At 70.9% G+C, this 20,883-nt stretch carries 18 protein-coding genes; 6 read left to right on the top strand and 12 right to left on the bottom strand.

Going from position 1 to position 20,883, the window contains the following annotated elements:
- Positions 1-178: 178 nt before the first annotated feature.
- From lnt to ACIP2X_RS13230, 4 genes are all read left to right on the top strand, one after another.
- On the top strand, positions 179-1,792 hold the full coding sequence (lnt, locus tag ACIP2X_RS13245; protein ID WP_401671438.1) for an apolipoprotein N-acyltransferase: 1,614 nt from the start codon (positions 179-181) through the stop codon (positions 1,790-1,792).
- 79 nt (positions 1,793-1,871) lie between these two features.
- The gene (locus tag ACIP2X_RS13240) at positions 1,872-2,348 is read left to right on the top strand and encodes an NUDIX hydrolase (protein WP_401671435.1); all 477 of its coding nucleotides are present in this window, start codon (positions 1,872-1,874) and stop codon (positions 2,346-2,348) included.
- A gap of 58 nt (positions 2,349-2,406) precedes the next feature.
- A complete protein-coding gene (locus ACIP2X_RS13235) occupies positions 2,407-3,207 on the top strand; it encodes a 3-hydroxybutyrate dehydrogenase (protein ID WP_401671433.1) in 801 nt (266 codons plus the stop codon).
- Between the two features lie 77 nt (positions 3,208-3,284).
- Entirely contained in the window at positions 3,285-5,234 is a 1,950-nt protein-coding gene (locus tag ACIP2X_RS13230) for a helix-turn-helix domain-containing protein (RefSeq protein WP_401671430.1), read from the top strand.
- A gap of 39 nt (positions 5,235-5,273) precedes the next feature.
- Here ACIP2X_RS13230 and ACIP2X_RS13225 read toward each other — a convergent pair whose 3' ends face one another.
- The 10 genes from ACIP2X_RS13225 to ACIP2X_RS13180 all read right to left on the bottom strand — a co-directional run bounded on the left by ACIP2X_RS13225 (position 5,274) and on the right by ACIP2X_RS13180 (position 15,791).
- Entirely contained in the window at positions 5,274-6,659 is a 1,386-nt protein-coding gene (locus ACIP2X_RS13225; protein ID WP_401671427.1) for an MFS transporter, read from the bottom strand.
- A gap of 153 nt (positions 6,660-6,812) precedes the next feature.
- A complete protein-coding gene (fmdA, locus tag ACIP2X_RS13220) occupies positions 6,813-8,060 on the bottom strand; it encodes a formamidase (protein WP_401671424.1) in 1,248 nt (415 codons plus the stop codon).
- A gap of 52 nt (positions 8,061-8,112) precedes the next feature.
- Positions 8,113-8,766: an AmiS/UreI family transporter gene (locus ACIP2X_RS13215; RefSeq protein WP_401671421.1), complete on the bottom strand. Its 654-nt coding sequence runs from the start codon at positions 8,764-8,766 to the stop codon at positions 8,113-8,115.
- Between the two features lie 95 nt (positions 8,767-8,861).
- The gene (locus tag ACIP2X_RS13210; RefSeq protein WP_401671419.1) at positions 8,862-9,140 is read right to left on the bottom strand and encodes a zinc ribbon domain-containing protein; all 279 of its coding nucleotides are present in this window, start codon (positions 9,138-9,140) and stop codon (positions 8,862-8,864) included.
- Between the two features lie 108 nt (positions 9,141-9,248).
- Positions 9,249-9,677 carry a hypothetical protein gene (locus ACIP2X_RS13205; RefSeq protein ID WP_401671417.1) on the bottom strand — a complete coding sequence of 143 codons (429 nt, stop codon included), beginning with the start codon at positions 9,675-9,677 and terminating at the stop codon, positions 9,249-9,251.
- 131 nt (positions 9,678-9,808) lie between these two features.
- Positions 9,809-11,236, bottom strand: coding sequence for an FGGY-family carbohydrate kinase (locus ACIP2X_RS13200; RefSeq protein WP_401671414.1), 1,428 nt, complete (start codon positions 11,234-11,236; stop codon positions 9,809-9,811).
- 120 nt (positions 11,237-11,356) lie between these two features.
- Complete coding sequence (locus tag ACIP2X_RS13195; RefSeq protein ID WP_401671412.1) at positions 11,357-12,820, bottom strand: FAD-binding oxidoreductase; 1,464 nt, start codon at positions 12,818-12,820, stop codon at positions 11,357-11,359.
- Between the two features lie 71 nt (positions 12,821-12,891).
- Entirely contained in the window at positions 12,892-13,668 is a 777-nt protein-coding gene (locus ACIP2X_RS13190; protein WP_401671410.1) for an SDR family NAD(P)-dependent oxidoreductase, read from the bottom strand.
- A 37-nt stretch (positions 13,669-13,705) separates the two neighbouring features.
- Positions 13,706-15,013: a nitrate/nitrite transporter gene (locus ACIP2X_RS13185; protein WP_401671408.1), complete on the bottom strand. Its 1,308-nt coding sequence runs from the start codon at positions 15,011-15,013 to the stop codon at positions 13,706-13,708.
- A 211-nt stretch (positions 15,014-15,224) separates the two neighbouring features.
- Positions 15,225-15,791 carry a glycerol-3-phosphate responsive antiterminator gene (locus ACIP2X_RS13180; RefSeq protein WP_401671406.1) on the bottom strand — a complete coding sequence of 189 codons (567 nt, stop codon included), beginning with the start codon at positions 15,789-15,791 and terminating at the stop codon, positions 15,225-15,227.
- Between the two features lie 212 nt (positions 15,792-16,003).
- Here ACIP2X_RS13180 and ACIP2X_RS13175 point away from each other — a divergent pair, with 212 nt between their 5' ends.
- Positions 16,004-17,002: a serine/threonine-protein kinase gene (locus ACIP2X_RS13175; RefSeq protein WP_401671403.1), complete on the top strand. Its 999-nt coding sequence runs from the start codon at positions 16,004-16,006 to the stop codon at positions 17,000-17,002.
- A gap of 44 nt (positions 17,003-17,046) precedes the next feature.
- On the opposite strand, the gene ACIP2X_RS13170 is transcribed toward ACIP2X_RS13175, so the two are convergent.
- Together ACIP2X_RS13170 and ACIP2X_RS13165 are read right to left on the bottom strand one after the other, a co-directional pair.
- Positions 17,047-17,277 carry a response regulator transcription factor gene (locus tag ACIP2X_RS13170; protein ID WP_401671401.1) on the bottom strand — a complete coding sequence of 77 codons (231 nt, stop codon included), beginning with the start codon at positions 17,275-17,277 and terminating at the stop codon, positions 17,047-17,049.
- Positions 17,278-17,457: 180 nt separating this feature from the next.
- A complete protein-coding gene (locus ACIP2X_RS13165) occupies positions 17,458-19,896 on the bottom strand; it encodes a SpoIIE family protein phosphatase (protein WP_401671399.1) in 2,439 nt (812 codons plus the stop codon).
- A gap of 226 nt (positions 19,897-20,122) precedes the next feature.
- On the opposite strand from ACIP2X_RS13165, the gene ACIP2X_RS13160 reads away from it, so the two are divergent.
- Positions 20,123-20,710, top strand: a complete 588-nt coding sequence (locus ACIP2X_RS13160; protein ID WP_401671397.1) for a hypothetical protein — start codon at positions 20,123-20,125, stop codon at positions 20,708-20,710.
- Positions 20,711-20,883: the final 173 nt, after the last annotated feature.

Genomic DNA, 20,883 nt, shown 5'->3' with positions numbered 1-20,883 from the left:
CGACCTGTACGGGCCCGGGCCGTCCCGCCGCGCGACCTGGGCTCGGCCACACCGTAACGGCTTGTGGGCGGTTTGTGGATGTGTCGCACCGACTTGTGCAGAAACGATGTGGCCGACGAGGCGGGGGGCGTCCCGGCCACGCTGTCGGCTTCACAGCGGGCCCCCGTAGACTCCCGGAGTGACCGTCACCGCAACCTCCGTGGACGAGTCGGACGCCGCGACCCCGCGCACCGCGACCCAGTCGCGCGCCGCGCGATCGCTGCGCGCCCTTGTCCCGGCCGCCGCAGCGGCGCTCTCCGGAGTGCTCCTCTATGTCAGCTTCCCGCCCCGCACCCTGTGGTGGCTGGCCCTGCCCGCCTTCGCCGTCCTCGGCTGGGTGCTGCGCGGCCGGAGCTGGAAGGCGGCCTTCGGTCTCGGCTATCTCTTCGGTCTCGGCTTCCTGCTGCCCCTTCTGGTGTGGACCGGCGTGGAGGTCGGCCCCGGCCCCTGGCTCGCGCTGGTGGTGATCGAGGCGGTCTTCGTCGGCCTGGTGGGCGTGGGTGTCGCGGCGGTCTCCGGACTCCCCGGCCGGCCCCTGTGGGCCGCCGCCGTGTGGACGGCCGGTGAGGCGCTCCGCGCGCGCGTGCCGTTCGAAGGCTTCCCCTGGGGCAAGATCGCCTTCGGGCAGGCGGACGGTCTCTTCCTGCCGCTGGCCGCGATCGGCGGTACCCCGGTGCTGGGCTTCGCCGTGGTCCTGTGCGGCTTCGGCCTGTACGACGTCGTACGCCTGGGTCTGGAGGCGCGCCGCACGCGCGCGCCGCGGCGGGGTGCGGCGGCCGTCGCACTGCTCGCCGTGGCCGTGCCGCTGCTCGGTGCCTTCGCCGCGCGGCCCCTGGTGAGCGACCGGGCCGAGAACGGCACCGCGACGGTCGCCGTCGTCCAGGGCAACGTGCCGCGCGCGGGACTCGACTTCAACTCCCAGCGGCGGGCCGTGCTCGACTACCACGCGCGCGAGACCGAGCGCCTGGCCGCCGAGGTCGAGGCGGGGAAGGTCGCCCGGCCGGACTTCGTGCTCTGGCCGGAGAACTCCTCCGACATCGACCCCTTCGCCAACCCCGACGCCTACGCGGTGATCGACGGGGCGGCCAAGGCGATCGGGGTGCCCATCTCGGTCGGCGCCGTCGTCGAGCGGGACGGCAGGCTCCTCAACGAGCAGATCCTGTGGGATCCGCAGAAGGGGCCCGTCGACACCTACGACAAGCGGCAGATCCAGCCCTTCGGCGAGTACCTGCCGCTGCGCTCGATGCTCGACATGATCAACAAGAGCTGGACGTCGATGGTCCGCCAGGACTTCAGCCGCGGCAGCGAGCCGGGCGTGTTCGCCATGGACGGCGCCACGGTCGGCCTCGTCACCTGCTACGAGGCGGCGTTCGACTGGGCCGTGCGCTCCGAGGTCGTCGACGGCGCGCAGCTGATCTCGGTGCCGAGCAACAACGCGACCTTCGACCGCAGCGAGATGACCTACCAGCAGCTCGCCATGTCCCGCGTCCGTGCCGTCGAGCACAGCCGGACCGTCGCGGTGCCGGTCACCAGCGGGGTCAGCGCGATCATCATGCCGGACGGGACGATCACCAAGCGGACCGGCATGTTCGTCGCCGACTCGCTGGTCCAGGAGGTGCCGCTGCGTTCCTCCTGGACGCCGGCGACCCGCCTCGGCGTCCTGCCGGAGATCGTCCTGGTGCTGGTCGCGGCGGGCGGTCTCGGCTGGGCGGTCGCCGCGGCCGCGCGCGGGCGGCGAGCGGGTGACGGATAGCGGTACGCCCGCCGTCCGCTCCTGGAACGCGTCCGGGACCGCTTCCGGGACCGCCCGAACCCCCGGCTAGGGTCGCCCCATGGCTACTCCTGACTTCATCCGCACCCTGCGGGCGTCCGCCGGGCACCAGCTGCTGTGGCTCCCCGGGGTCACCGCGGTCGTCTTCGACGCCGACGGCAGAGTGCTGCTGAACCGCCGCTCGGACACCGGACGGTGGGCGCTGATCGGCGGTATCCCGGACCCCGGGGAGCAGCCCGCCGCCTGCGCCGTGCGGGAGGTCCACGAGGAGACCGCGGTGCACTGCCGGCCGGAGCGGGTGGTGATGGTCCAGGCGCTGAAGCCGGTGACCTACGACAACGACGACGTCTGCCAGTTCATGGACATCACGTTCCGCTGCCGGGCCGTGGGCGGCGAGGCACGCGTCAACGACGACGAATCGCTGGACGTCGGGTGGTTCGACGTGGACGCCCTGCCGGATCTCCACGAGTTCGCGCGGCTGCGGATCAAGCAGGCCCTGTCGGACTCACCCACATGGTTCGACCCCACCGCTTTCTAACGAAGTATGGGGGCCGACCACATGGGTCGGAGGGCGAGGGCTGCCTAGGGTCGATCTCATGACCGCGTCCCGCGCCCTCCCGGGCCCCCACGCCCCTGTGCTCGACCTCGGTGGCCGCACGGCCCTCGTCACCGGCGCCGCCGGTGGCATCGGCCGCGCCTGTGTCCTGCGGCTCGCGGCCGCCGGTGCCAAGGTCAGAGCGGTCGACCGGGACGAGGCCGGCCTGGAGGCGCTCACCGAGCAGGCGGCGGGCCTGCCGGGCAGCGTCGAACCGAGCGTCCTCGACCTGACCGACCTGGCGGCCGCCGAGGCAGCGGCGGCCGGCACCGACGTGCTGGTGAACAACGCCGGACTGCAGCTGGTCCGGCCCATCGAGGAGTTCCCGCCCGACGTCTTCCACACCGTCCTCACCGTGATGCTGGAGGCGCCCTTCCGGCTCATCCGGGGGGCGCTGCCGCACATGTACGGCCAGGGGTGGGGCCGCATCGTGAACATCTCCTCGGTGCACGGCCTGCGCGCCTCGGCCTTCAAGTCGGCGTACGTGGCCGCCAAGCACGGGCTGGAGGGCCTGTCCAAGACGGCCGCCCTGGAAGGCGCACCGCACGGGGTGACCTCCAACTGCGTGAACCCCGGTTATGTGCGCACGCCCCTGGTCGAGAAGCAGATCGCCGACCAGGCCCGGGCACACGGCATCCCCGACGAGCGCGTGCTGTCCGAGGTCATGCTCCAGGACAGCGCGATCAAGCGGCTCATCGAGCCCGAGGAGGTCGCGGAGGCCGTGGCCTACCTGTGCGGCCCCCAGGCCTCCTTCATGACCGGTGCGTCGCTCGTGCTCGACGGCGGCTGGACCGCGCACTGACCCGTCCCCGGTCCGGGGGCGCCCGGAGTTTTCCACAGGGCTGACGGGGCGGCCCGGCGATGAGGAATCCTGTGACCATGTCCCGCGATCACGTGCAGTCCGCCGAGCGCCCCACCGGCGCCCCCGAGGCATCCGGTCCGGGCGCCGAGGCGCCGTTCCTGGAGCTGCTGGCCCGTGGCGCGTCCGCCGAGGCCTACGAGCAGCCGGTGCTGCTGGCCCGCGCCCAGGGACGGCCCGCGCAGTGGATGGCGGCGCTCGAGCACGCCAAGCTGCTCGCGCTGCGCGTCCGGTCCGAGCTGGAGGGGCGGCGGCGCCGGGAGGCCGAGCTGTCGGCGCTCTTCGAGACCGCCCACGACCTGGCGGGACTGCGAGACCTGGACGCCGTCCTCCAGGCGATCGTGCAGCGCGCCCGGTCGCTGCTCGGCACCGACGTCGCCTACCTCAGCCTGAACGACCCGGCCCGCGGCGACACCTACATGCGGGTCACGGAGGGCTCCGTCGCGGCCCGCTTCCAGCAACTGCGGCTCGGCATGGGCGAGGGCCTGGGCGGCCTGGTCGCGCAGACGGCCCGGCCGTACGTCACCGACGACTACTTCAAGGACGACCGCTTCCAGCACACCGACACCATCGACACGGGCGTCCGCGACGAAGGCCTTGTCGCCATCCTCGGCGTGCCGCTGATGCTCGGGCACCACGTCATCGGCGTGCTCTTCGCGGCGGACCGCCGCGCCCGGGTCTTCGAGCGGGAGCAGATCGCGCTCCTCGGCTCCTTCGCCGCCCTGGCGGCCGCCGCCATCGACACCGCCAACCTGCTCACCGAGACGCGCTCGGCGCTCGCCGGCCTGGAGCGCGCCAACGAGATCATCCGGGACCGCAGCGCCGTCATCGAACGCGCCTCCGACGTGCACGACCGGCTCGCCGAACTGGTGCTGCGCGGCGGCGGGGTGCACGACGTGGCCGCCGCCGTCTCCGAGGTCCTCGACGGCACGGTCGAGTTCAGCGACGCCACCGCGGCACCCGCGCAGGCCCTGGAGGCCTTCCGCACCGAGGGGCACGCGGTGCGGCACGCCGACGACTGGATCGCCGCCGTCGCCGCCGGCGGCGAACTGTTCGGCGCGCTGGTGCTGCGCGGCCATCCCGGCCTCGACCCCGTCGACCAGCGCACCCTGGAGCGCGCCGCGATGGTCACCTCCCTGCTGCTGCTCGCCCGGCGCTCCGCGGCCGAGGCCGAGCAGCGCGTCCGGGGCGAACTGCTCGACGACCTGCTCGACGCCCGTGACCGCGACCCGCGCCTGCTGCGCGAACGCGCCACCCGGCTGCACGCCGACCTCGACGCCACCCATGTCGTCCTCGCCGCCCGTCTCGACGGCCCCGCGGCCGACGCCGACCAGGAGGCGGACGCCCGGCGGCGCCTGTGGTCCGCCGCTTCCCATCTCGCCGCCACCCGGCACGGCCTGGCCGCGGCCCGCGACGGCGGCACGGTCCTGCTGCTGCCGCTGGACGCCGGCGACACCGCGACGGCCCTGGCCCGCCGCGCCGCCCGGCAACTGGGCACAGCCGTCCACGAGGCGGTCACGGTCGGCGCGTCCGCCCCGGTCGAGGACCTCACCGCCCGTCCGGACGTGGTCGCCGCCGCCTACCAGGAGGGGCGGCGCTGCCTGGATGCCCTGCGCCTGCTCGGACGCGGCGGCGACGGGGCGGCCGCCGAGGACTTCGGATTCCTCGGCCTGCTGCTGGCCGGCGACCGGGACATCGCCGGGTTCGTCGACCGCACCATCGGCCAGGTGGTGGATTACGACGAACGCCGCGGCACGGACCTGCTGCGCACGCTCGACGCCTACTTCGCCTGCGGGATGAGTCCGGCCCGCACCAAGGACGAACTCCACGTCCACGTCAACACGGTCGCCCAGCGACTGGAGCGCGTCGGCCGCCTCCTGGGCGAGGACTGGCAGAGCCCCGCGCGGGCCCTGGAGATCCAACTCGCCCTGCGGCTGCACCGGCTGGCGGCCTCGACGACACGCGGCTGACCCCCGCACGCGCACGGCGTACGGGGGTCGGTGGGCGGGTCAGACGGTGTGCGCGTCGGCCGCCTCGACCTTCGAGGGGGCCGTGCCGGTGCCGGGTTCGACGTCGGACAGATCCCGGTGGCGGGTCTCCTTGGCCACCCCGACGGCGACGATCGTCAGGAGCGCTGCGGCGATCACGTAGAGGGCGATCGGTGCCGAGCTGTCGTACTCGGACAGCAGGGCGGTGGCGATCAGCGGGGCGGGGGCGCCCGCGGCGACGGAGGCGAACTGGGCGCCGATGGAGGCGCCGGAGTAGCGCATCCGGGTCGCGAACATCTCGGAGAAGAAGGCGGCCTGGGGCGCGTACATCGCCCCGTGCAGTACGAGGCCCACGGTCACGGCGAGGATCAGGTTGCCGAAACCGCCGGTGTCGATGAGCGAGAAGAACGGGAACATCCACAGACCGACGCCGACCGCGCCGATCAGATAGACGGGACGGCGGCCTATCCGGTCGGAGAGCGCGCCCCACAGCGGGATGACCGCGAAGTGCACGGCCGACGCGATGAGCACGGCGTTGAGGGCGGTCTGCTTGGAGATGCCGGCGGCGGTGGTGGCGTAGACGAGGATGAAGGCGGTGATGACGTAGTAGCTGATGTTCTCGGCCATGCGGGCACCCATCGCCACCAGGACGTCGCGCCAGTGGTGCCGCAGCACCGCGACGAGCGGCATCTTCTCGGTCGGCGCGCTGCGGTCGGCCTTGCGTGCCTCGGCCTGGGCGAGCGCCTGCTGGAAGACCGGCGACTCGTCGACGGACAGCCGGATCCACAGTCCCACCATCACCAGAACACCGGAGAGCAGGAAGGGAATCCGCCAGCCCCAGCCGTTGAAGGCGCTCTCGGACAGGACGGCGGTGAGGAAGGACAGCACACCGGTCGCGAGCAACTGCCCGGCGGGCGCGCCGGTCTGCGGCCAGGACGCCCAGAAGCCGCGGCGCTTCGCGTCCCCGTGCTCCGAGACCAGCAGGACCGCGCCGCCCCATTCACCACCGAGCGCGAAGCCCTGTACGAGGCGCAGCACCGTCAGCAGCACCGGGGCCGCGCTGCCGATTGTGGCGTGCGTGGGCAGCAGGCCGATCGCGAAGGTCGCCCCGCCCATCAGCAGCAGGCTCAGCACCAGCAGCTTCTTGCGCCCGAGCCGGTCGCCGTAGTGCCCGAAGACCAGCGCGCCGAGCGGCCGGGCCGCGAAGCCGACGGCGTAGGTCAGGAACGACAGCAGGGTGCCGACGAGCGGGTCGGAGTCCGGGAAGAACAGCTGGTTGAACACCAGCGCGGCGGCGGAGCCGTAGAGGAAGAAGTCGTACCACTCGATGGTGGTGCCGATGAGGGACGCGGCGACGATGCGCTTCAGGTTGTTCGGCGTCGGTGGAGCGGATGCTGCGGAGGCCATGTGCGCCACTTCCTCGTGTGCGGTGGGGACGGTACGTGTCGGCACACCGTAGAAAGACGCAGGTCAAGCGCACATGTGGTGGGACAACATAGTTCGGGGCCGGACTATGCGTCCGGCCCCTATGCGTGCTCGCCGGGAGCGAGGCGACCGGCCTCAGGTCGACACCGCGCACTGGCCGCGGTCGGCGGACTTCGGTCCCTCCGAGGTGGGGCGGACGTCGAAGTCGAAGATTCCGGTCGGGAGGTACAGGGAGCAGCAGGCGTTCGGGATGTCGACGATCCCGCTGATGCGTCCCTCGATCGGGGCCGCGCCGAGGAGCAGATAGGCCTGCTCGCCGGTGTAGCCGAACCTCTTCAGGTACTCGACGGCGTTGAGGCAGGCGCGGCGGTAGGCGACCGTCGCGTCCAGGTAGTAGTTGGTGTCGGTGTCGTGGTCCACGGAGATCCCGATGAAGGAGAGGAACTCCGAGTAACGCGGCTCGACGTTGCCCGGCATGAAGACGGGGTTGGTGGTGACACCGTACTTCTCCATGCCGCCCTTGATCAGGTCGACGTGGAAGTCGATGTAGCCGCCCATCTCGATGGCACCGCAGAAGGTGATCTCGCCGTCTCCCTGGCTGAAGTGCAGATCACCGCCCGACAGCTTCGCGTCCTTGACGTGCACGGGGTAGAAGACGCGCGATCCACGAGTGAAGTTCTTGATGTCGTGGTTGCCGCCGTTCTCCCGCGCGGGCACGGTGCGCGCCCCTTCCCGGGCGATCCGCTCGGCGTCCGATCCGCTCGCCTGGCCGGCGAGGGACTCGTCGGGGTCGGGTGCCAGTCCCAGCGGCGGTACCCGGTCGGGGTCGGTGTCGATCAACGCCTGCTCACGCCTGTTCCACCGTTCCAGCAGTTCCGCGGACGGCGCGGTGCCGAAGAGGCCGGGGTGGGTGATGCCGGTGAAGTGGACACCGGGCAGGTGCCTGGACGTCGCCACCTGCCCGTGGAAGTCCCATATCGCCTTGTAGGCGTCGGGGAAGTAGTCCGTCAGGAACCCTCCGCCGTTCGCCTTGGCGAAGACGCCGGTGTATCCCCAGCCCTCACCGGGCGCGTTCCCGACCTGCTGGGGGACCGGTCCGAGGTCCAGGATGTCCACGACGAGCAGGTCTCCCGGCTCCGCGCCCTCCACGCCTATCGGACCGCTGAGCATGTGGCACGCCTTGAGGTCGACGTCGCGGACGTCGTTGGCGGAGTCGTTGTTGCCGATCTGCGCGTCCGTCCATTCACGGCATTCGACGCGGAACTCGTCTCCCGGGCGGACCATCGCCGCATTGGGAACGTCGGGATGCCATCTGTTGTGTCCCGGAACTTCCTGGTCACGCATCGAACGGGACTGGTCGACGCTGAAGATTACTTCCGGCATGTGAATTCCCCATCTTTTTCCGTGAGGTGAGCGGCGAGACGTCCCGCCGCGCCTAGCCGTGGCTCCCGGCGGGATGGCCGGGGGTGCCGTACTCCTCCGTGGGGCGCGCGGGCCGCCTGTGGCGCAGTGCGAACCACAGCCCGCCGAAGGTCAGCACGCCGAACGCGCCCAGCGCGATCGCGATGTCGTGGTAGTTCTCCTTGACCCAGTAACCGGACAGCAGCAGGAATGCCGGAATGACGCCGGTCACCCAGCCTTCGATCGCGGTCACCCAGCCGACGTAGGGCGTCAGCGTCTCCCGCTTCAGTCCGAGGAGCAGGAAGAAAAGGAACCAGAGGAACGCCCAGTAGAGCCAGATGACTCCGAAGGGCTGGTCGTCGAACTGGCGGAAGCTGACGAAGGAATAGCCCAGAGCCACGATCGCCACGAACAGCGAGTAGTACCCCACACCTGTGCTGTCGAGCCCCATCAGCAGCCCGATCCCCACGTAGAGGTAGGTGAAGCCGAAGAGGAAGATGCCGGAGGCCAGCAGGATCGGCCGGGGGTCCTGGTTCGCGGCGATGATGAGGTACGTGGGTGTCAGAACCTGAAGTCCGCCCACGAACAGATTGAAGACCGCGGCTGCCCGGCTGTCCACTTTTCCCAGCAGCATCAGGCCGTTAAGGAACAGCACCGCGCCCACGAAGAGAAGTCCGACATTGGCCAAGGGAACGCACCTCCCGATCCTTGGGGAGGCAGTGGTGCCGAAGCCGGGTCACACCCTTGCGGAAAGGGCCGACCGGCCCACGCCCGGCTTCCCCGTCAGGGCCGGGGAAGCCGGGCGTGGGCCGGATGAACGGGCCTCGGAGCTGCCTCCTTGGCAGGCCCCCGCGATACCACCACGGGGTTTTCCCGAGACTTTTCCTCTCGCTCGTGCAGCGCCGTGACAGCGGGCGGCGTGAGGGCAGTTGCGGGAGCGGAGAACACACGGCGGGACGTACCCGAGCACCGCGGGCAGATCTCCTCGGCCGATGCCGTGCCGATGGGTCGCTTCACGTCGAACGAACCGCAGCGATTGCAGGAATACTCGTACGTCGCCATGAATCGTCTCCGCCGGAGAAGTCATCTCTCCTTCAAGGCAACGCCCGTGACGACGGCGTGTCAAGGCGGGACGGAACGCCCCGGCACGCACGCCGTCCTCGCCGTCCGTCAGGGCGCGCCCGCGATGGCGCACGCGCGGCACGGGGGCCGGCCGCAGGTGCACTGCATGATCGCGTCCAGCACGTCGCGGTCGTGGTAGAGGCACTCGTCCCGGCAGGTGTGACGCGGGACGAAGCCCGCCTGAAGCTCGTCCGGCCAGGGCTCCTCGCCCTCCCGGCAGCGCACGAACCGCTCCGGATCCGTGGAGTGCAGCCGCTCCATGCCGTCCCGGGCCCGCCCCTCCAGGTCCCGCGTCTCGGCGACCATCGTCTTGAGCTGGTCGGCGAGGCCGGAGAACCTGGTGTCGCCGGTCCGCACATGGGCGGCCTTCAGCGCCATCACGGCGTTGCCCAGGAATCGTCGTGCGTCCTGGAGGTCGGTGACGTGGTGCAGCTGGATGCCGGTCACACCCCTGACCCACACGGCGTCTTCGCTCACTTTTCCACCTTCCCGGCCGATCTCGGCTTTTTCGAACGCAAAGCTGCTCTTTCCAGCGAAGCTAAATCCGCGATGCGCGACCGTCCAGGAATTTCCTGGTGAAAAGCCTCACAAGGTGCTTTTCGGTGATCTCAGCCGAACAGCTCGTAGGACTGCCGATAGATGCCGTCCGTGTGGCTGCGGGCCTCGGCGTGGATCTTCTGGAGCCTGGTGTAGAGGGCGTGGGCGGCGGGGTCGGGCGTGAAGAGCTCGCCGGGGCGGACCATGGCGGCGGTGGCGGTGTCGAAGTCCGGGTAGGCGCCGGTGGCGACGGCCGCGGTGACGGCCGCGCCGAGGCCGGCGGCGCCGACGACGGCGGAGCGGCGGGCGGGGACGCCGAAGACGTCGGCGAAGATCTGCATCAGGACGTCGGAGGCGGAGCCGCCGCCGGAGACGACGAGTTCCTGGAATTCCGTGCCGAGTTCTGCCTCCATCCGGCCTGCGGTGTCGCCGATCGTCAGCGCGAGCGCTTCGAGGATGGAGCGGTAGATGTGGAAGCGGCCCTGGCGGCCGTCGAACCCGAGGATGGACCCCTTGCGGAACGGGGCCTCGGTCGGGGCCAGCCAGTCCAGGACGGTGATCAGGCCGTCGGAGCCGGGCGGGACGAGGGCGGCCTGCCGGTTGATGTACTCCTCCGCGCTGATGCCCGCCTCGCGCGCCGGACCGGCGGCCTCCTCGCCGAGCAGGTCGCGGTACCAGCTGACCGTCCACATACCGCGGCGCACGCCGTTGCTCTCGTAGAGGTAGGCCCGCGGGGTGGCGGCGTAGTTGGTCCAGAAGTCGGCGCCGTCCTTGACGTTGCGGCTGCCGACGGTCATGCCGGCGACGTAGGTGCCGAGGGAGACGAGGAGGGTGTCGGTGGAGCGCAGGCCGGAGCCGAGGGCCTCGACGGCCTTGTCGTTGGCGGTGGCGACGACGGGCAGGCCGGCCGGGATGCCGGTGTGCGCGGCGGCGGCCTCGGTGACGGTGCCGAGCACGTCGCCGGGCTGGACGAGGGTGAAGAGCATCGAGCGGTCGAGACCGAGCCCGGCGATCACCTCGTCGTCGTCCGTCCAGTCGAAGGTGTCGGAGTCGAGCGGCCACATCCCGGCGTAGTTGGCGGCGGTGTCGCGGAACCGGCCCGTCATGCGATGGGTGAGGTAGCCGGAGGAGGTGGTGACGTAGGCGGCGTCGGGCGTCTCGCGCTCGTAGGGGCGGGAGACACGGGCGTCCATCCAGCTCATGACGGGCTGGGCGAGGGTGCCGTCGGCCCTCAGGACGGCGCGGCAGAACCGGATGGTGCACAGGCCGACGCCGGCGATGTCGGCGGGGTCGCCGGGGAAGGCGGCCATCGCCGCCCGGGCGGCCGTGCCGATCGAGCTCCACAGGTCGTCGCCGGGATGTTCCACGACGCCCGGGCGCGGGGTGTCGTAGGGGCGCAGGGCGCAGCGGCCCTCGCTGACGACGTGGCCGTGTTCGTCGAAGATGCCGACCTTCGAGGACTGCGAGCCGTTGTCGATGCCGATGAAGTACCGGGTCATGCCCACTCCGGGGGTGCGGGGCCCGGGCGCCGTCGTCCAGGCGGGAAGTGAGAGGGGTTCAGGAGGAGGTGCGGGCGGGCGCCGGACCGCCGCGCGGGCGGTCCGGCACCGGGGCGGGAGTCAGCCCTCGACGGGGAAGATCGTGCCCTTGTTCATGATGCCGTTCGGGTCGAAGGCGGCCTTGAGCTTGGCGAGCATGTGGTAGGCGGAGCCGTGCTCCTCCTTGGTCCACGGGGTGCGGTACTTGCCGACACCGTGGTGGTGCACCATGGAGCCGCCCACCTTCAGGGCCTCCTCGACGATGATCGCGTTGAGCGGGATGTGGTACTTCTCGATCTCCTCCCGCGGCTCGCAGTTGATCTTGTAGTCGTAGACGAAGTAGAGGTTCGTGCCGGTCTGGTAGGAGTGCGAGGAGTGGGCGCCGAGCATGGTCAGGTCGCCCGCGTCCGGGTACTCGCGTCGGATCCGGCCGATGACGTTGTCGTACAGCTCCACCGTGCGCGACCAGTCGACGGAGACCTCCGTGGTGTAGCCCAGCTCGTTGTCGCGGAGCATGGTCTCCTTCTCCGCGTCGATCTTGTCCTGGCCCCAGTTGAGCTGGGCGAACCAGGTGGAGATCAGCGCGGGGTCGACCGCGGAGTGCGGGTGCAGACCGGCGACCCGCCGGATCTCCTCGCTCGTCGCCTCGACCAGGCCCTTGGGTCCCTCCGCGACGAAGACGACCACGCACTTGCCCTCGTAGAAGTGGGAGAAGTGCTGGCGGGCGTCCTCGGGCGAGTAGACGCGCACGACGGAGGGGCGGAAGCCGCCCGTGACCACCTCGCGGATGATCGCGACACCGGTCGCCATGTCGTCGACGAGGAAGCCGTGGTACTCGTTGTTCTCCGGGTGGTGCCGGAAAACCTTGAGGGTGACCTCGGTGATGTAGCACAGGGCGCCCTCGTTGCCGATGACGATGTGCCGGATGTCCGGGCCGGCGGCGCGGCGCGGGACGTTCTTGATCCGCGAGACGGTGCCGTCGGGGAAGACCGCCTCCAGGCCGACGACCATGTCCTCGATGGCGCCGTACAGGGTGGAGAGCTGCCCGATGGAGCGGGTGGCGACCAGACCGCCGTACTGGGCCAGCGGCTTGGACTGCGGGGAGTGCCCGGTGGTCAGGCCCTGCGCGCGCAGGACGTCCTCCAGCTTCTGCAGCGGAACGCCGCAGCCGACCGTCACCTGCATGTTCTCGGCGTCGATCTTGATGATCTCGTCGATGCCGGAGCCGTCGAGGACGATGGTGTCCTGGACGGCCGTCTCCAGGCCGCCCTCGGTGCCGGTGCGACCGGTCCTGGCCACCACGTTGATCAGGTTCTCGTTGGCGAACCGCAGCACCGCGGCGACGTCGGCGGTGCTCCGCGCCTTCACGATCGCGCTCGGGAAGGGGCCGTCGTAGATGCCGTGGACGGAGGTGAACTTCTTGAAGCGGTCCACGCTCGCCTCGCGCAGTTGCTGCTCGTCGGTGACGACCTGCTCGGGGCCGACCAGGTCGGCGAGCCCGGCGACGATGTTCCCGCGGTCCAGCTTGGAGACGGACGGTGCCATGGTGAATCTTCCTCTTGCTTCTTTGTGGGAGGTGGGAGGTCGGTGGGGGGTGGTGGTGAAGGGGGGCCCGGTCAGCGGACCAGGTAGCCGCCGTCGACGGCCAGGACGTGCCCGTTGACGTAGTCGGAGGCGCGTGAGGCGAGGAACACGGTCGCTCCCATGAGGTCGGCGACCTCGCCCCAGCGGCCGGCCGGGATGTGGTCGAGCACGCGCTGGTTGGTCTCCGGGTCGGCGCGGGTCTCCTCGGTGATCTTCGTGGCGAAGTAGCCCGGGGCGATGGCGTTGACCTGGATGTTGTACTGCGCGAGCTCGTCGCAGTAGGCCTTGGTGAAACCGGCGATGCCGTGCTTGGTGGCGGCGTAGGCCGGGGACCAACGGCCACCGAGGAAGGAGAACATCGAGGCGATGTTGATGATCTTGCCGGAGCGCTGCGGGATCATGAACTTGATCGCCTCGTGGCTCAGCTCGAACGGCGCGGTCAGGTTGACGTCGATCATCGGGTCCCACTGCGCGCGCCCGAACTCCTCGACGGAGGCCAGCTTGGAGATGCCGGCGGAGTTCACGACGATGTCCAGGGAGCCGAAGGCGTCGACACAGCCCTGGGCGATCCGGGCAGGCACGCCGGGCTCGGTGAGATCGGCCTGGAGGAACTCCATCCGGCGGCCCTCGGCCTCGATCAGCCGGGCGGTCGTGCCGTCGTCCGGCATCACGCTGGGCACGAACACGTTGGCGCCCGCCTTGGCAAGGGCCAGCGAGAACGCCTGGCCGAGGCCGGTGTTGCCGCCGGTGACGACGGCGTTCTTGCCGTCGAGGGAGAAGAAGTCGCGGTGGAACTCGGTGATGTCCATGGGTGCGTCTCCGGGAGGTGTGTCGGGAGGGGGGAGGTCAGCCGGTGGCGAGCCGGGTCCGGGGGGCGGCGGCGCGGGCCGCCAGTTCGCGCGCGCGGACCCGCTGCGTGACCGTCGTGACGACCAGGCCCAGTACGGCGGTGGCGAGCAGGACGGCGAAGAGGGTGGTGTAGCCGCCGCCGCGCTCGGGAACGGCCGGCTCGGCGGTCGGGTCACCGATCCACCAGGCGACCAGCGCCGGGAGGAAGGCGTCGGGGAGGTAGGCGAGCCCGGAGGCGAGACCGATCACACCGCCGCGTTCGTTCTCGGGGATCTCCACCTCGCCGACCGTCGCCCAGTAGACGCCGCGGGCGGCGAACACGAACAGGCAGAGCGTGAACATCAGGGCGAGCGCGACCCACATCAGCGCGCTGGTGCGCGGCATCAGCAGGAAGGCCGCGGCGATCACCGCGCAGCCGGCGAACATCCAGCGCAGGAACTTCGGCGAGGACCTGGTGACCTTGTCGACCAGGACACCGCCGGTCGGCCCGGCGACGAATTGGAACACGTAGGTGCGCACGACGCCGATCACCCCGATGACCCCGGCGGCCAGTCCGTACTGGTGCTCCAGCAGGGGCGAGAAGTAGCCGAGCGTGGTGTAGAAGCAGTACATCAGCATGACCGTGGAGCCGATCAGCCACGTGTACTTGTTCTTCGCCGCGCGCAGCAGCTGGCGCAGGGTGACGGCGGAGGAACCGAGGGCGGACAGCTTCTCCCTGTCCTCCTTCACGCAGAACCAGACGGCCGCGGCGAGGGCGAAGCAGAGGATGCCGTAGATGCGGATCAGCCACAGGACGCCGTGGGCGGGGACGACGGCCATGGCGACGATCGCGGTGCCCACCAGGCCGACGAGTGTGGAGGTGATGCCGCGCACGCCCTCCAGGAAGCCGAAGAGCCGGCCCTGTTCGGAGGCGTCGCCCAGCATGCCGATCGCCTTCACCAGAGCGGGCCAGTAAAGGCCCATTCCGAGGACCGCGAAGGCGATGTGGACGAGGAGGGTGCCCGAATAACCCGGCGCCGTCGCCAGGTAGACATCGGCGACTCCGGTGCCCGCGAGGGCGAGGGTGATCAGCAGTCGCGGCGAGAATTTGTCGGCGAACCAGCCGCCGAAGAAGTACATCACCATCGCCACGACACCGAACACGGAGACGATGTTTCCGTAGTCCTGGGCCGACAGTTCCAGTGCCTTGGCCGTGGGCCCCAGGAAGACGAACCGGATGTACGCCACCTGGTAGATGATGCCGCCGGTCGTCGACAGGATCAGAAAAGCGATCCACCGCCGCGACCGGCCGGTTCCCTCCGCCATGACCACTCCCTTGTGGTGATTTCGAGCACAACGAAAGATGGGGACAAAAAAAAGAGAACAGCAAACACCCTGTGGAAAGGGAGTTACTGTTCTCTCGTCTCTAGTAACTACCGCGACGCATGGCCGCGGCCGATATGAAGTTTTGTGTCGAGCGCCGCCCAAGCTACGTTCCGGGCGTCGCTCCGGTCAATGGCTGACGATGTGTCCGCGGTCACATCCGCCAGACGTCCTCGTTCGACGACGCGACGGCCGCCGCGCCCGCGCCCAGGGCGGCGATCACGTCGTCACGGTCGCAGACCAGGCCGCCGGCGATCAGCGGGACGTCGATGTCCGCGACCACCCATCCGATGACCCGCGGCATGCAGCCCGGCAGGATCTCCACACTGTCGGCCTTGGACATCGCGACCTGTTTCGCCAGGTTCCGGTACGAGATCGAGTCGATCAGGAAGAAGCGGTGTACGGCGTAGAGCCCCAGTTCCCGGGCCGCCCGCACCATGAACGCCTTGGAGCTGAGCACGCCGTCCGCCTCGGTGCGTTCCTTCACGTAACGCACCACGATGTCCTTTCCGCCGAATCCCTCCAGCAGGTCCACATTGACCAGCACGATCTTCCCCGCCGCCTTGAGTGTGGCGACCGTCTCGGTCAGGTCGAGAATCGACCCGTACAGAAGAAAGACCACCTGGCAGTCGGATTCCAGTACCGCCTTCAACTTGGCCTCGTCGGGCACGCTGGCGACGATCGGGTGGTCTTCGAGCAATGTGGCGAGGGAGGCGGGCACGGCGGGCTCCAAAAACGCAAGGGAAAGGTTGATCGTCAAACGAGAATAGCCCGTTGCGAATTGACCCGAGGCGGCCGCACCTCGCGGCCGGGCCCGCCGAAGGGTCCGGCGGATAGAATCGCAGGTATGGACGAGCGGCCTGCCGCGGCGGTGCGGATCCCTCAGGGAGCCGGCCCGGTGAGCGGGCGTCGACGGACCCGGCGGCGAGGGACATGAGCCTGTACACGGGTCGGCCGTCCGGCCTGGTCGGGCAGCAGATCGCGGGATACCGGATCGAGGACGTGATCGGCCGCGGCGGCATGGCCGTGGTCTACCGGGCCAGGGACCTGCGGCTGGACCGCACGGTCGCGCTCAAGCTGATCGCCCCGGAGCGGGCCCGCGACGACACCTTCCGGCGCCGCTTCGCCCACGAGTCCCGGGTGGCCGCGGCGATCGACCACCCCCACATCGTGCCGATCTTCGAGGCCGGTGAGACGGACGGGATCCTGTACATCGCGATGCGGTACGTCTGCGGCCAGGATCTGCGGGCCCTGCTGGACCGGGAGGGCGCGCTCCCCGTCGCGACCGCCCTGCGGATCGCGGTCCAGGTGGCGTCCGCCCTCGACGCGGCCCATGCGCACGACCTGGTGCACCGGGACGTCAAGCCCGGCAACATCCTGGTCGCCGCGGGCACCGACAGCGACCACCCCGAGTACATCTACCTCACGGACTTCGGACTGACGAAGAAGTCGCTCTCGCTGAGCGGGTTCACCGCCGCGGGCGAGTTCGTCGGCACGCTCGACTACATGGCGCCGGAGCAGATCTCCGGCCGGCCGGTCGACGGGCGGTGCGACCTCTACAGCCTCGCCTGCGTCGTGTACGAGACCCTCGCCGGTGGTCCGCCCTTCGAGCGGGAGGAGGACGTGGCGCTGCTCTGGGCCCACCAGTACGACCGGCCGCCCCGTCTGACCGAGCGGCGGCCGGGAATCGCGCCCGCTGCCGCCGATGTCCTGGCCAGGGCCCTGTCGAAGGTCCCGGAGGACCGCTACGGCTCCTGCCTGGAATTCGTCGCCGCGTTGCGTGACGCCGCCGGCGGCGGCGCCGTCCTCGGCGCTCACGCGCCGTCCCTCACGGGTGCCGATTCGGCCGCCTCGGCGGGCGACCTGGAGCCGCCCCCGGAGCCGCCGGAGTGGGCCCGGCCGGTCTTCCGGGGCCCGCCCGGGTGGGCGTAGGCCGAGGCGGTACCGGATTGCCAGGTGCGGGTGGCGCCGCGTCGTCACAGTCCGAGCGAGATGGCGAGACGGGTCAGTTCCGCCGTGCTGTTGATGCCGAGCTTGGCCCGGATGCGGCGCAGATAGGCGTCGACCGTGTGCTTGGAGAGTCCCATGTGGCGAGCCGTCTGCAGATAGGTGCGTCCGGCGGCGATGTGCCGCAACGTCTCCTGCTCGCGCGGGGCCAGCGCGGGGGCGGGGGCTTCGACGAGCGGCGTGGCGATGGTGAGGCTCATGGGATTCACTCCGATGGGTCGGCTCGGCCATCCCTGCTCGCGACCTCGGAAGCGGGTGACATATGCCGGTATGTCGTTTTTGTCCTCGTACCGAAAAGCCTGACCCCGCCACTTCATGACGGCGTCCGTGGACTGTCACAGGCGCGTCACAGGGACAGGAATTCGGCGCGGAGGCACGCCTCACGAACCGGCGAGGGACTGCTCGGCCCAGATGGTCTTGCCCACGGGCGCGTGCCGGGTGCCCCAGCGGTCGGCGAGCTGGGCGACCAGCAGCAGCCCACGCCCTCCCTCGTCGAAGGTCCGGGCCCGCCGCAGATGCGGGGCGGTGCTGCTCGAGTCGGAGACCTCGCAGATCAGCGTGGTGTTCTCATGGATCAGTCGCAGCTGGATGGGCGGCCGGCCGTAGCGTATGGCGTTGGTGACCAGCTCGCTGACCATGAGCTCGGTGACGAAGCTCGCCTCCTCCAGCCCCCAGGCCGCCAACTGGTCGGTGGTGCGCCGACGGGCCTCGGCGACGAGGGACGGGTCGGGCGGCAGTTCCCACACGGCCACCCGGTCACCGTGGAGGACCCGGGTACGGGCGACGAGCAGGGCGACGTCGTCCTCGGGCCGGTGCGTCAGCAGCCCCGTCAGCAGCCGGTCGCAGACCGTCTCCAGGGTGGCGGCGGGACGGGCGAGGGCCGCGAACATCCGGTCCAGGGCGTCGTCGACGTCGTGGTCGCGGATCTGCAGCAGGCCGTCGGTGTACAGGGCGAGGACGCTCCCCTCGGCCAGCTCGGTCTCCACGCTCTCGAAGGGCAGGCCGCCCAGCCCCAACGGCGGGCCCGCCGGGACGTCGAGCAGGTACACGGCACCGTCCGGGGAGACCGCGGCGGGCGGGGGATGGCCGGCCCGGGCGATGGTGCAGTGGCGGGAGACGGGGTCGTAGACCACGTACAGGCAGGTGGTGCCGATGCCCCCGGCGGCGTCCCCGGTGCCCTCCGCGCCGGCCTCGTCGGCGGAGAGATGGATGATCAGGTCGTCGAGATGGGTGAGCAGCTCGTCGGGCGGGAGATCGACGTCGGCCAGGGTGCGCACCGCCGTGCGCAGCCGGCCCATGGTGGCGGCGGCGCGCATGCCGTGGCCGACGACGTCGCCGACGACCAGGGCCACGCGCGCGCCGGAGAGCGGGATCACGTCGAACCAGTCGCCGCCGACGCCCGACTCGGTGCTGGCCGGCAGGTAGCGGGAGGCGATCTCCAGTGCCGACTGGGCCGGGAGGGACTGCGGCAGCAGACTGCGCTGCAGCGTCATGGTGTTGGTGCGTTCCCGGCTGTGGCGGCGCGCGTTCTGGATGCTCACGGCGGCCCTCGTAGCGAGCCGTTCGGTGAGGCGCAGGTCCTCGGGGCCGAAGGGCTCCGGACGCCGGTGCCGGCCGAGGACGGCCAGACCGACGGTCGTTCCCCCGGCACGCAGCGGCACCGTCATGAGCGAGTGGACGCCGTGCTCACGGATCCAGGCGGCCCCGGGATCCTCGGCCACCCAGTCAGCGACGGCAGGGGCGTTCGCGGCATGCACGGCCCCGCGGCCCGCGGCCAGGCACTCGACGGGCGGCGACAACGGCGGACAGACAATCGTCCCGCCGATCCCGACGGGCGACTCCGGGCCGCCTTCGAGGACCGACCGCACGGCGGTACGGCACAGGGTGACCGGCTCCGCCACGGGGACGGAGTACGGCTCGTCGCCGCTCGGGGGCGGATCGAGCAGGTCGACGGCCACGAAGTCGGCGAGCCGGGGGACCGCGGCCTCGGACAACTCCTGCGCGGTGCGGGCGCTGTTCAGGCTGGTCCCGACGAGAAGGTCCCGGTCGGCGGGCGGCGAAGGCTGCTGCCGGGCGCGCTCCGCTCCGGTCAGGTCGTGCGCCGCCAGGCACACGGCTCGCACCCGGCCGTCGGGATCCCGCAGCGGGGTCAGCGAGGCCCCCCAGCCGTCGTCGCCGTCCTTTCCCGCACGGCGGGCGAAGGCGCCCACGTGCTGGGGCTCACCCGTCTCCAGGACATGACGCATCCCGCGCTCGGTCTCGTCACTCGCGGGATCCGGCGCGATGTCCGGGAGCCGCAGCCCGCGCATCGCGGCCTCCGGGAGACGGAGCGCGCGCTCCATGCCGGCGTTCGCCCGCAGCAGGCGCAGATCCGTGCCGAAGATGGCCGTGAGACAGGCGGACTGGGTGAACGCCCATTGCTCCACCGGTTCGCTCCAGGGCGCGCCGGGGCCGCCCGGCACGGGCGTCACCACGAGCCACTCGGCATCCTCGTCGGTGGGGGTCCAGCGGTGGGCGAGCAGTCCGACGTCCAGCCGGTGCCCGTCGCGGTGCCGCAGCGCCACGGTGCCGTTCCAGCGCTCCTGGCCCGACGGGGTACGCCGTGTCGTGGGCGCACCGGTGACGGACTCGGCGAGCAGGCGGGTGGCGGGCTGCCCGATCACCTCCGAGGTCGCGTAGCCGAGCAGCCGGCGAGCGCTGTCGCTCCAGCCGATCACGATGCCCTGCGCGTTGATGGTGGCCGTCGCCGTTCCGGCCGGCTCACGGGAGCGGTCCGGGTCCTGCGGCCGCTCACCGGGAGGGACGGGAAATCGTTCCATCGCCGCTCATCTCGCCCTCGTCAGCTCCTCTTCCGTGGTCCCTCACGGGGACGCCTCACGGCAGAGGACTCCACTGACAAGCATGATTTAGCGGGGCCGCGAGCACCAACGCAGTGCCGCCGTGAGGGCGAGGGCGAGGGGGAGGGCGACGGCGCGGGGGACGGTGGGTCGTGCGGGGCGGGACGACCGGTAGGCGAGGAAACGGGCCGAAAGTTAAAATTCAGACATGGTGGAAGACGTGGCCACGCCCGACGCCGACTTCCTTCCGACCCACGTCATCCCCAGCGAGGGGCTGGCCGCCTGGGAGGCTCCCGACGTCTCGCGGCCGACCGTGCCGCTCGACGCGCTGCTGCCCGTCCAACTCGTCGAACGACGCGGCGACTGGGGGCGCATCGTCTGCTTCAACGGCTGGTCGGCCTGGGTCGACGGCCGGCTGCTGGTACCGGTGCCCCAGGCCCCGCCGGTGTCCGCGGCGCCACCGACCCGCTCGGCGGACCTGCGTCGGCTGCTCGCCCGGGTCATGGACGCGCTCGAACGCTACGGACAGGCCACGGACGAGCTTGCGGCAGGGAGGGCCGACGGCGAGACCTTCCGGGAGCGGACCGAGGGGCTGCGGGCGGGAGTGGTCATCGCCGGGGAGGCGGCGTGGCTCTACGACGTCGAAGAGGAGCGGTGGATGTACTGCGACGGTGGGCAGACCGACACCTGGGCGGTCTCCTCCGCCCCGTCCGCGGACGAGACCCCGGCGCCGTCGCGGCCCTCCGGTGGGACGCCCGAGCGGACGCGGATCGTGGACTGGCCGGGGGACAACTGACGGGCGGTGCCGGGGGAGCCCTGGTGGGCGGTGCCGGAGGATTTCCGGCGGGCGAGCCGGGCTGTTGAGCTTGGGCCTGGTGGCGCCGGAGCGCACAATGAGATCACAGCACACTTTCACAAGAAGCGTCCCGGATCATCGACCGGATCGTCGACGGGACCCTTCCCTGCGCG

Origin of the sequence: Streptomyces sp. NPDC089424, from assembly GCF_044749345.1 — a bacterium.
In the GTDB taxonomy this organism is placed as follows: Bacteria; Actinomycetota; Actinomycetes; order Streptomycetales; family Streptomycetaceae; genus Streptomyces.
The sequence above is the reverse complement of the archived record's forward strand: the minus strand, read 5'-3'. Positions and strand labels throughout refer to the sequence as shown.

Coding starts and splice junctions, on each gene's coding strand:
- ACIP2X_RS13240 (WP_401671435.1), top strand. CDS start 1,872: ATGGCTACTCCTGACTTCATCCGCACCCTGCGGGCGTCCGCCGGGCAC.
- ACIP2X_RS13210 (WP_401671419.1), bottom strand. CDS start 9,140: ATGGCGACGTACGAGTATTCCTGCAATCGCTGCGGTTCGTTCGACGTG.
- ACIP2X_RS13175 (WP_401671403.1), top strand. CDS start 16,004: ATGAGCCTGTACACGGGTCGGCCGTCCGGCCTGGTCGGGCAGCAGATC.
- ACIP2X_RS13185 (WP_401671408.1), bottom strand. CDS start 15,013: ATGGCGGAGGGAACCGGCCGGTCGCGGCGGTGGATCGCTTTTCTGATC.
- ACIP2X_RS13230 (WP_401671430.1), top strand. CDS start 3,285: ATGTCCCGCGATCACGTGCAGTCCGCCGAGCGCCCCACCGGCGCCCCC.
- ACIP2X_RS13225 (WP_401671427.1), bottom strand. CDS start 6,659: ATGGCCTCCGCAGCATCCGCTCCACCGACGCCGAACAACCTGAAGCGC.
- ACIP2X_RS13165 (WP_401671399.1), bottom strand. CDS start 19,896: ATGGAACGATTTCCCGTCCCTCCCGGTGAGCGGCCGCAGGACCCGGAC.
- ACIP2X_RS13235 (WP_401671433.1), top strand. CDS start 2,407: ATGACCGCGTCCCGCGCCCTCCCGGGCCCCCACGCCCCTGTGCTCGAC.
- ACIP2X_RS13190 (WP_401671410.1), bottom strand. CDS start 13,668: ATGGACATCACCGAGTTCCACCGCGACTTCTTCTCCCTCGACGGCAAG.
- ACIP2X_RS13200 (WP_401671414.1), bottom strand. CDS start 11,236: ATGACCCGGTACTTCATCGGCATCGACAACGGCTCGCAGTCCTCGAAG.
- ACIP2X_RS13195 (WP_401671412.1), bottom strand. CDS start 12,820: ATGGCACCGTCCGTCTCCAAGCTGGACCGCGGGAACATCGTCGCCGGG.
- ACIP2X_RS13170 (WP_401671401.1), bottom strand. CDS start 17,277: ATGAGCCTCACCATCGCCACGCCGCTCGTCGAAGCCCCCGCCCCCGCG.
- fmdA (WP_401671424.1), bottom strand. CDS start 8,060: ATGCCGGAAGTAATCTTCAGCGTCGACCAGTCCCGTTCGATGCGTGAC.
- ACIP2X_RS13160 (WP_401671397.1), top strand. CDS start 20,123: ATGGTGGAAGACGTGGCCACGCCCGACGCCGACTTCCTTCCGACCCAC.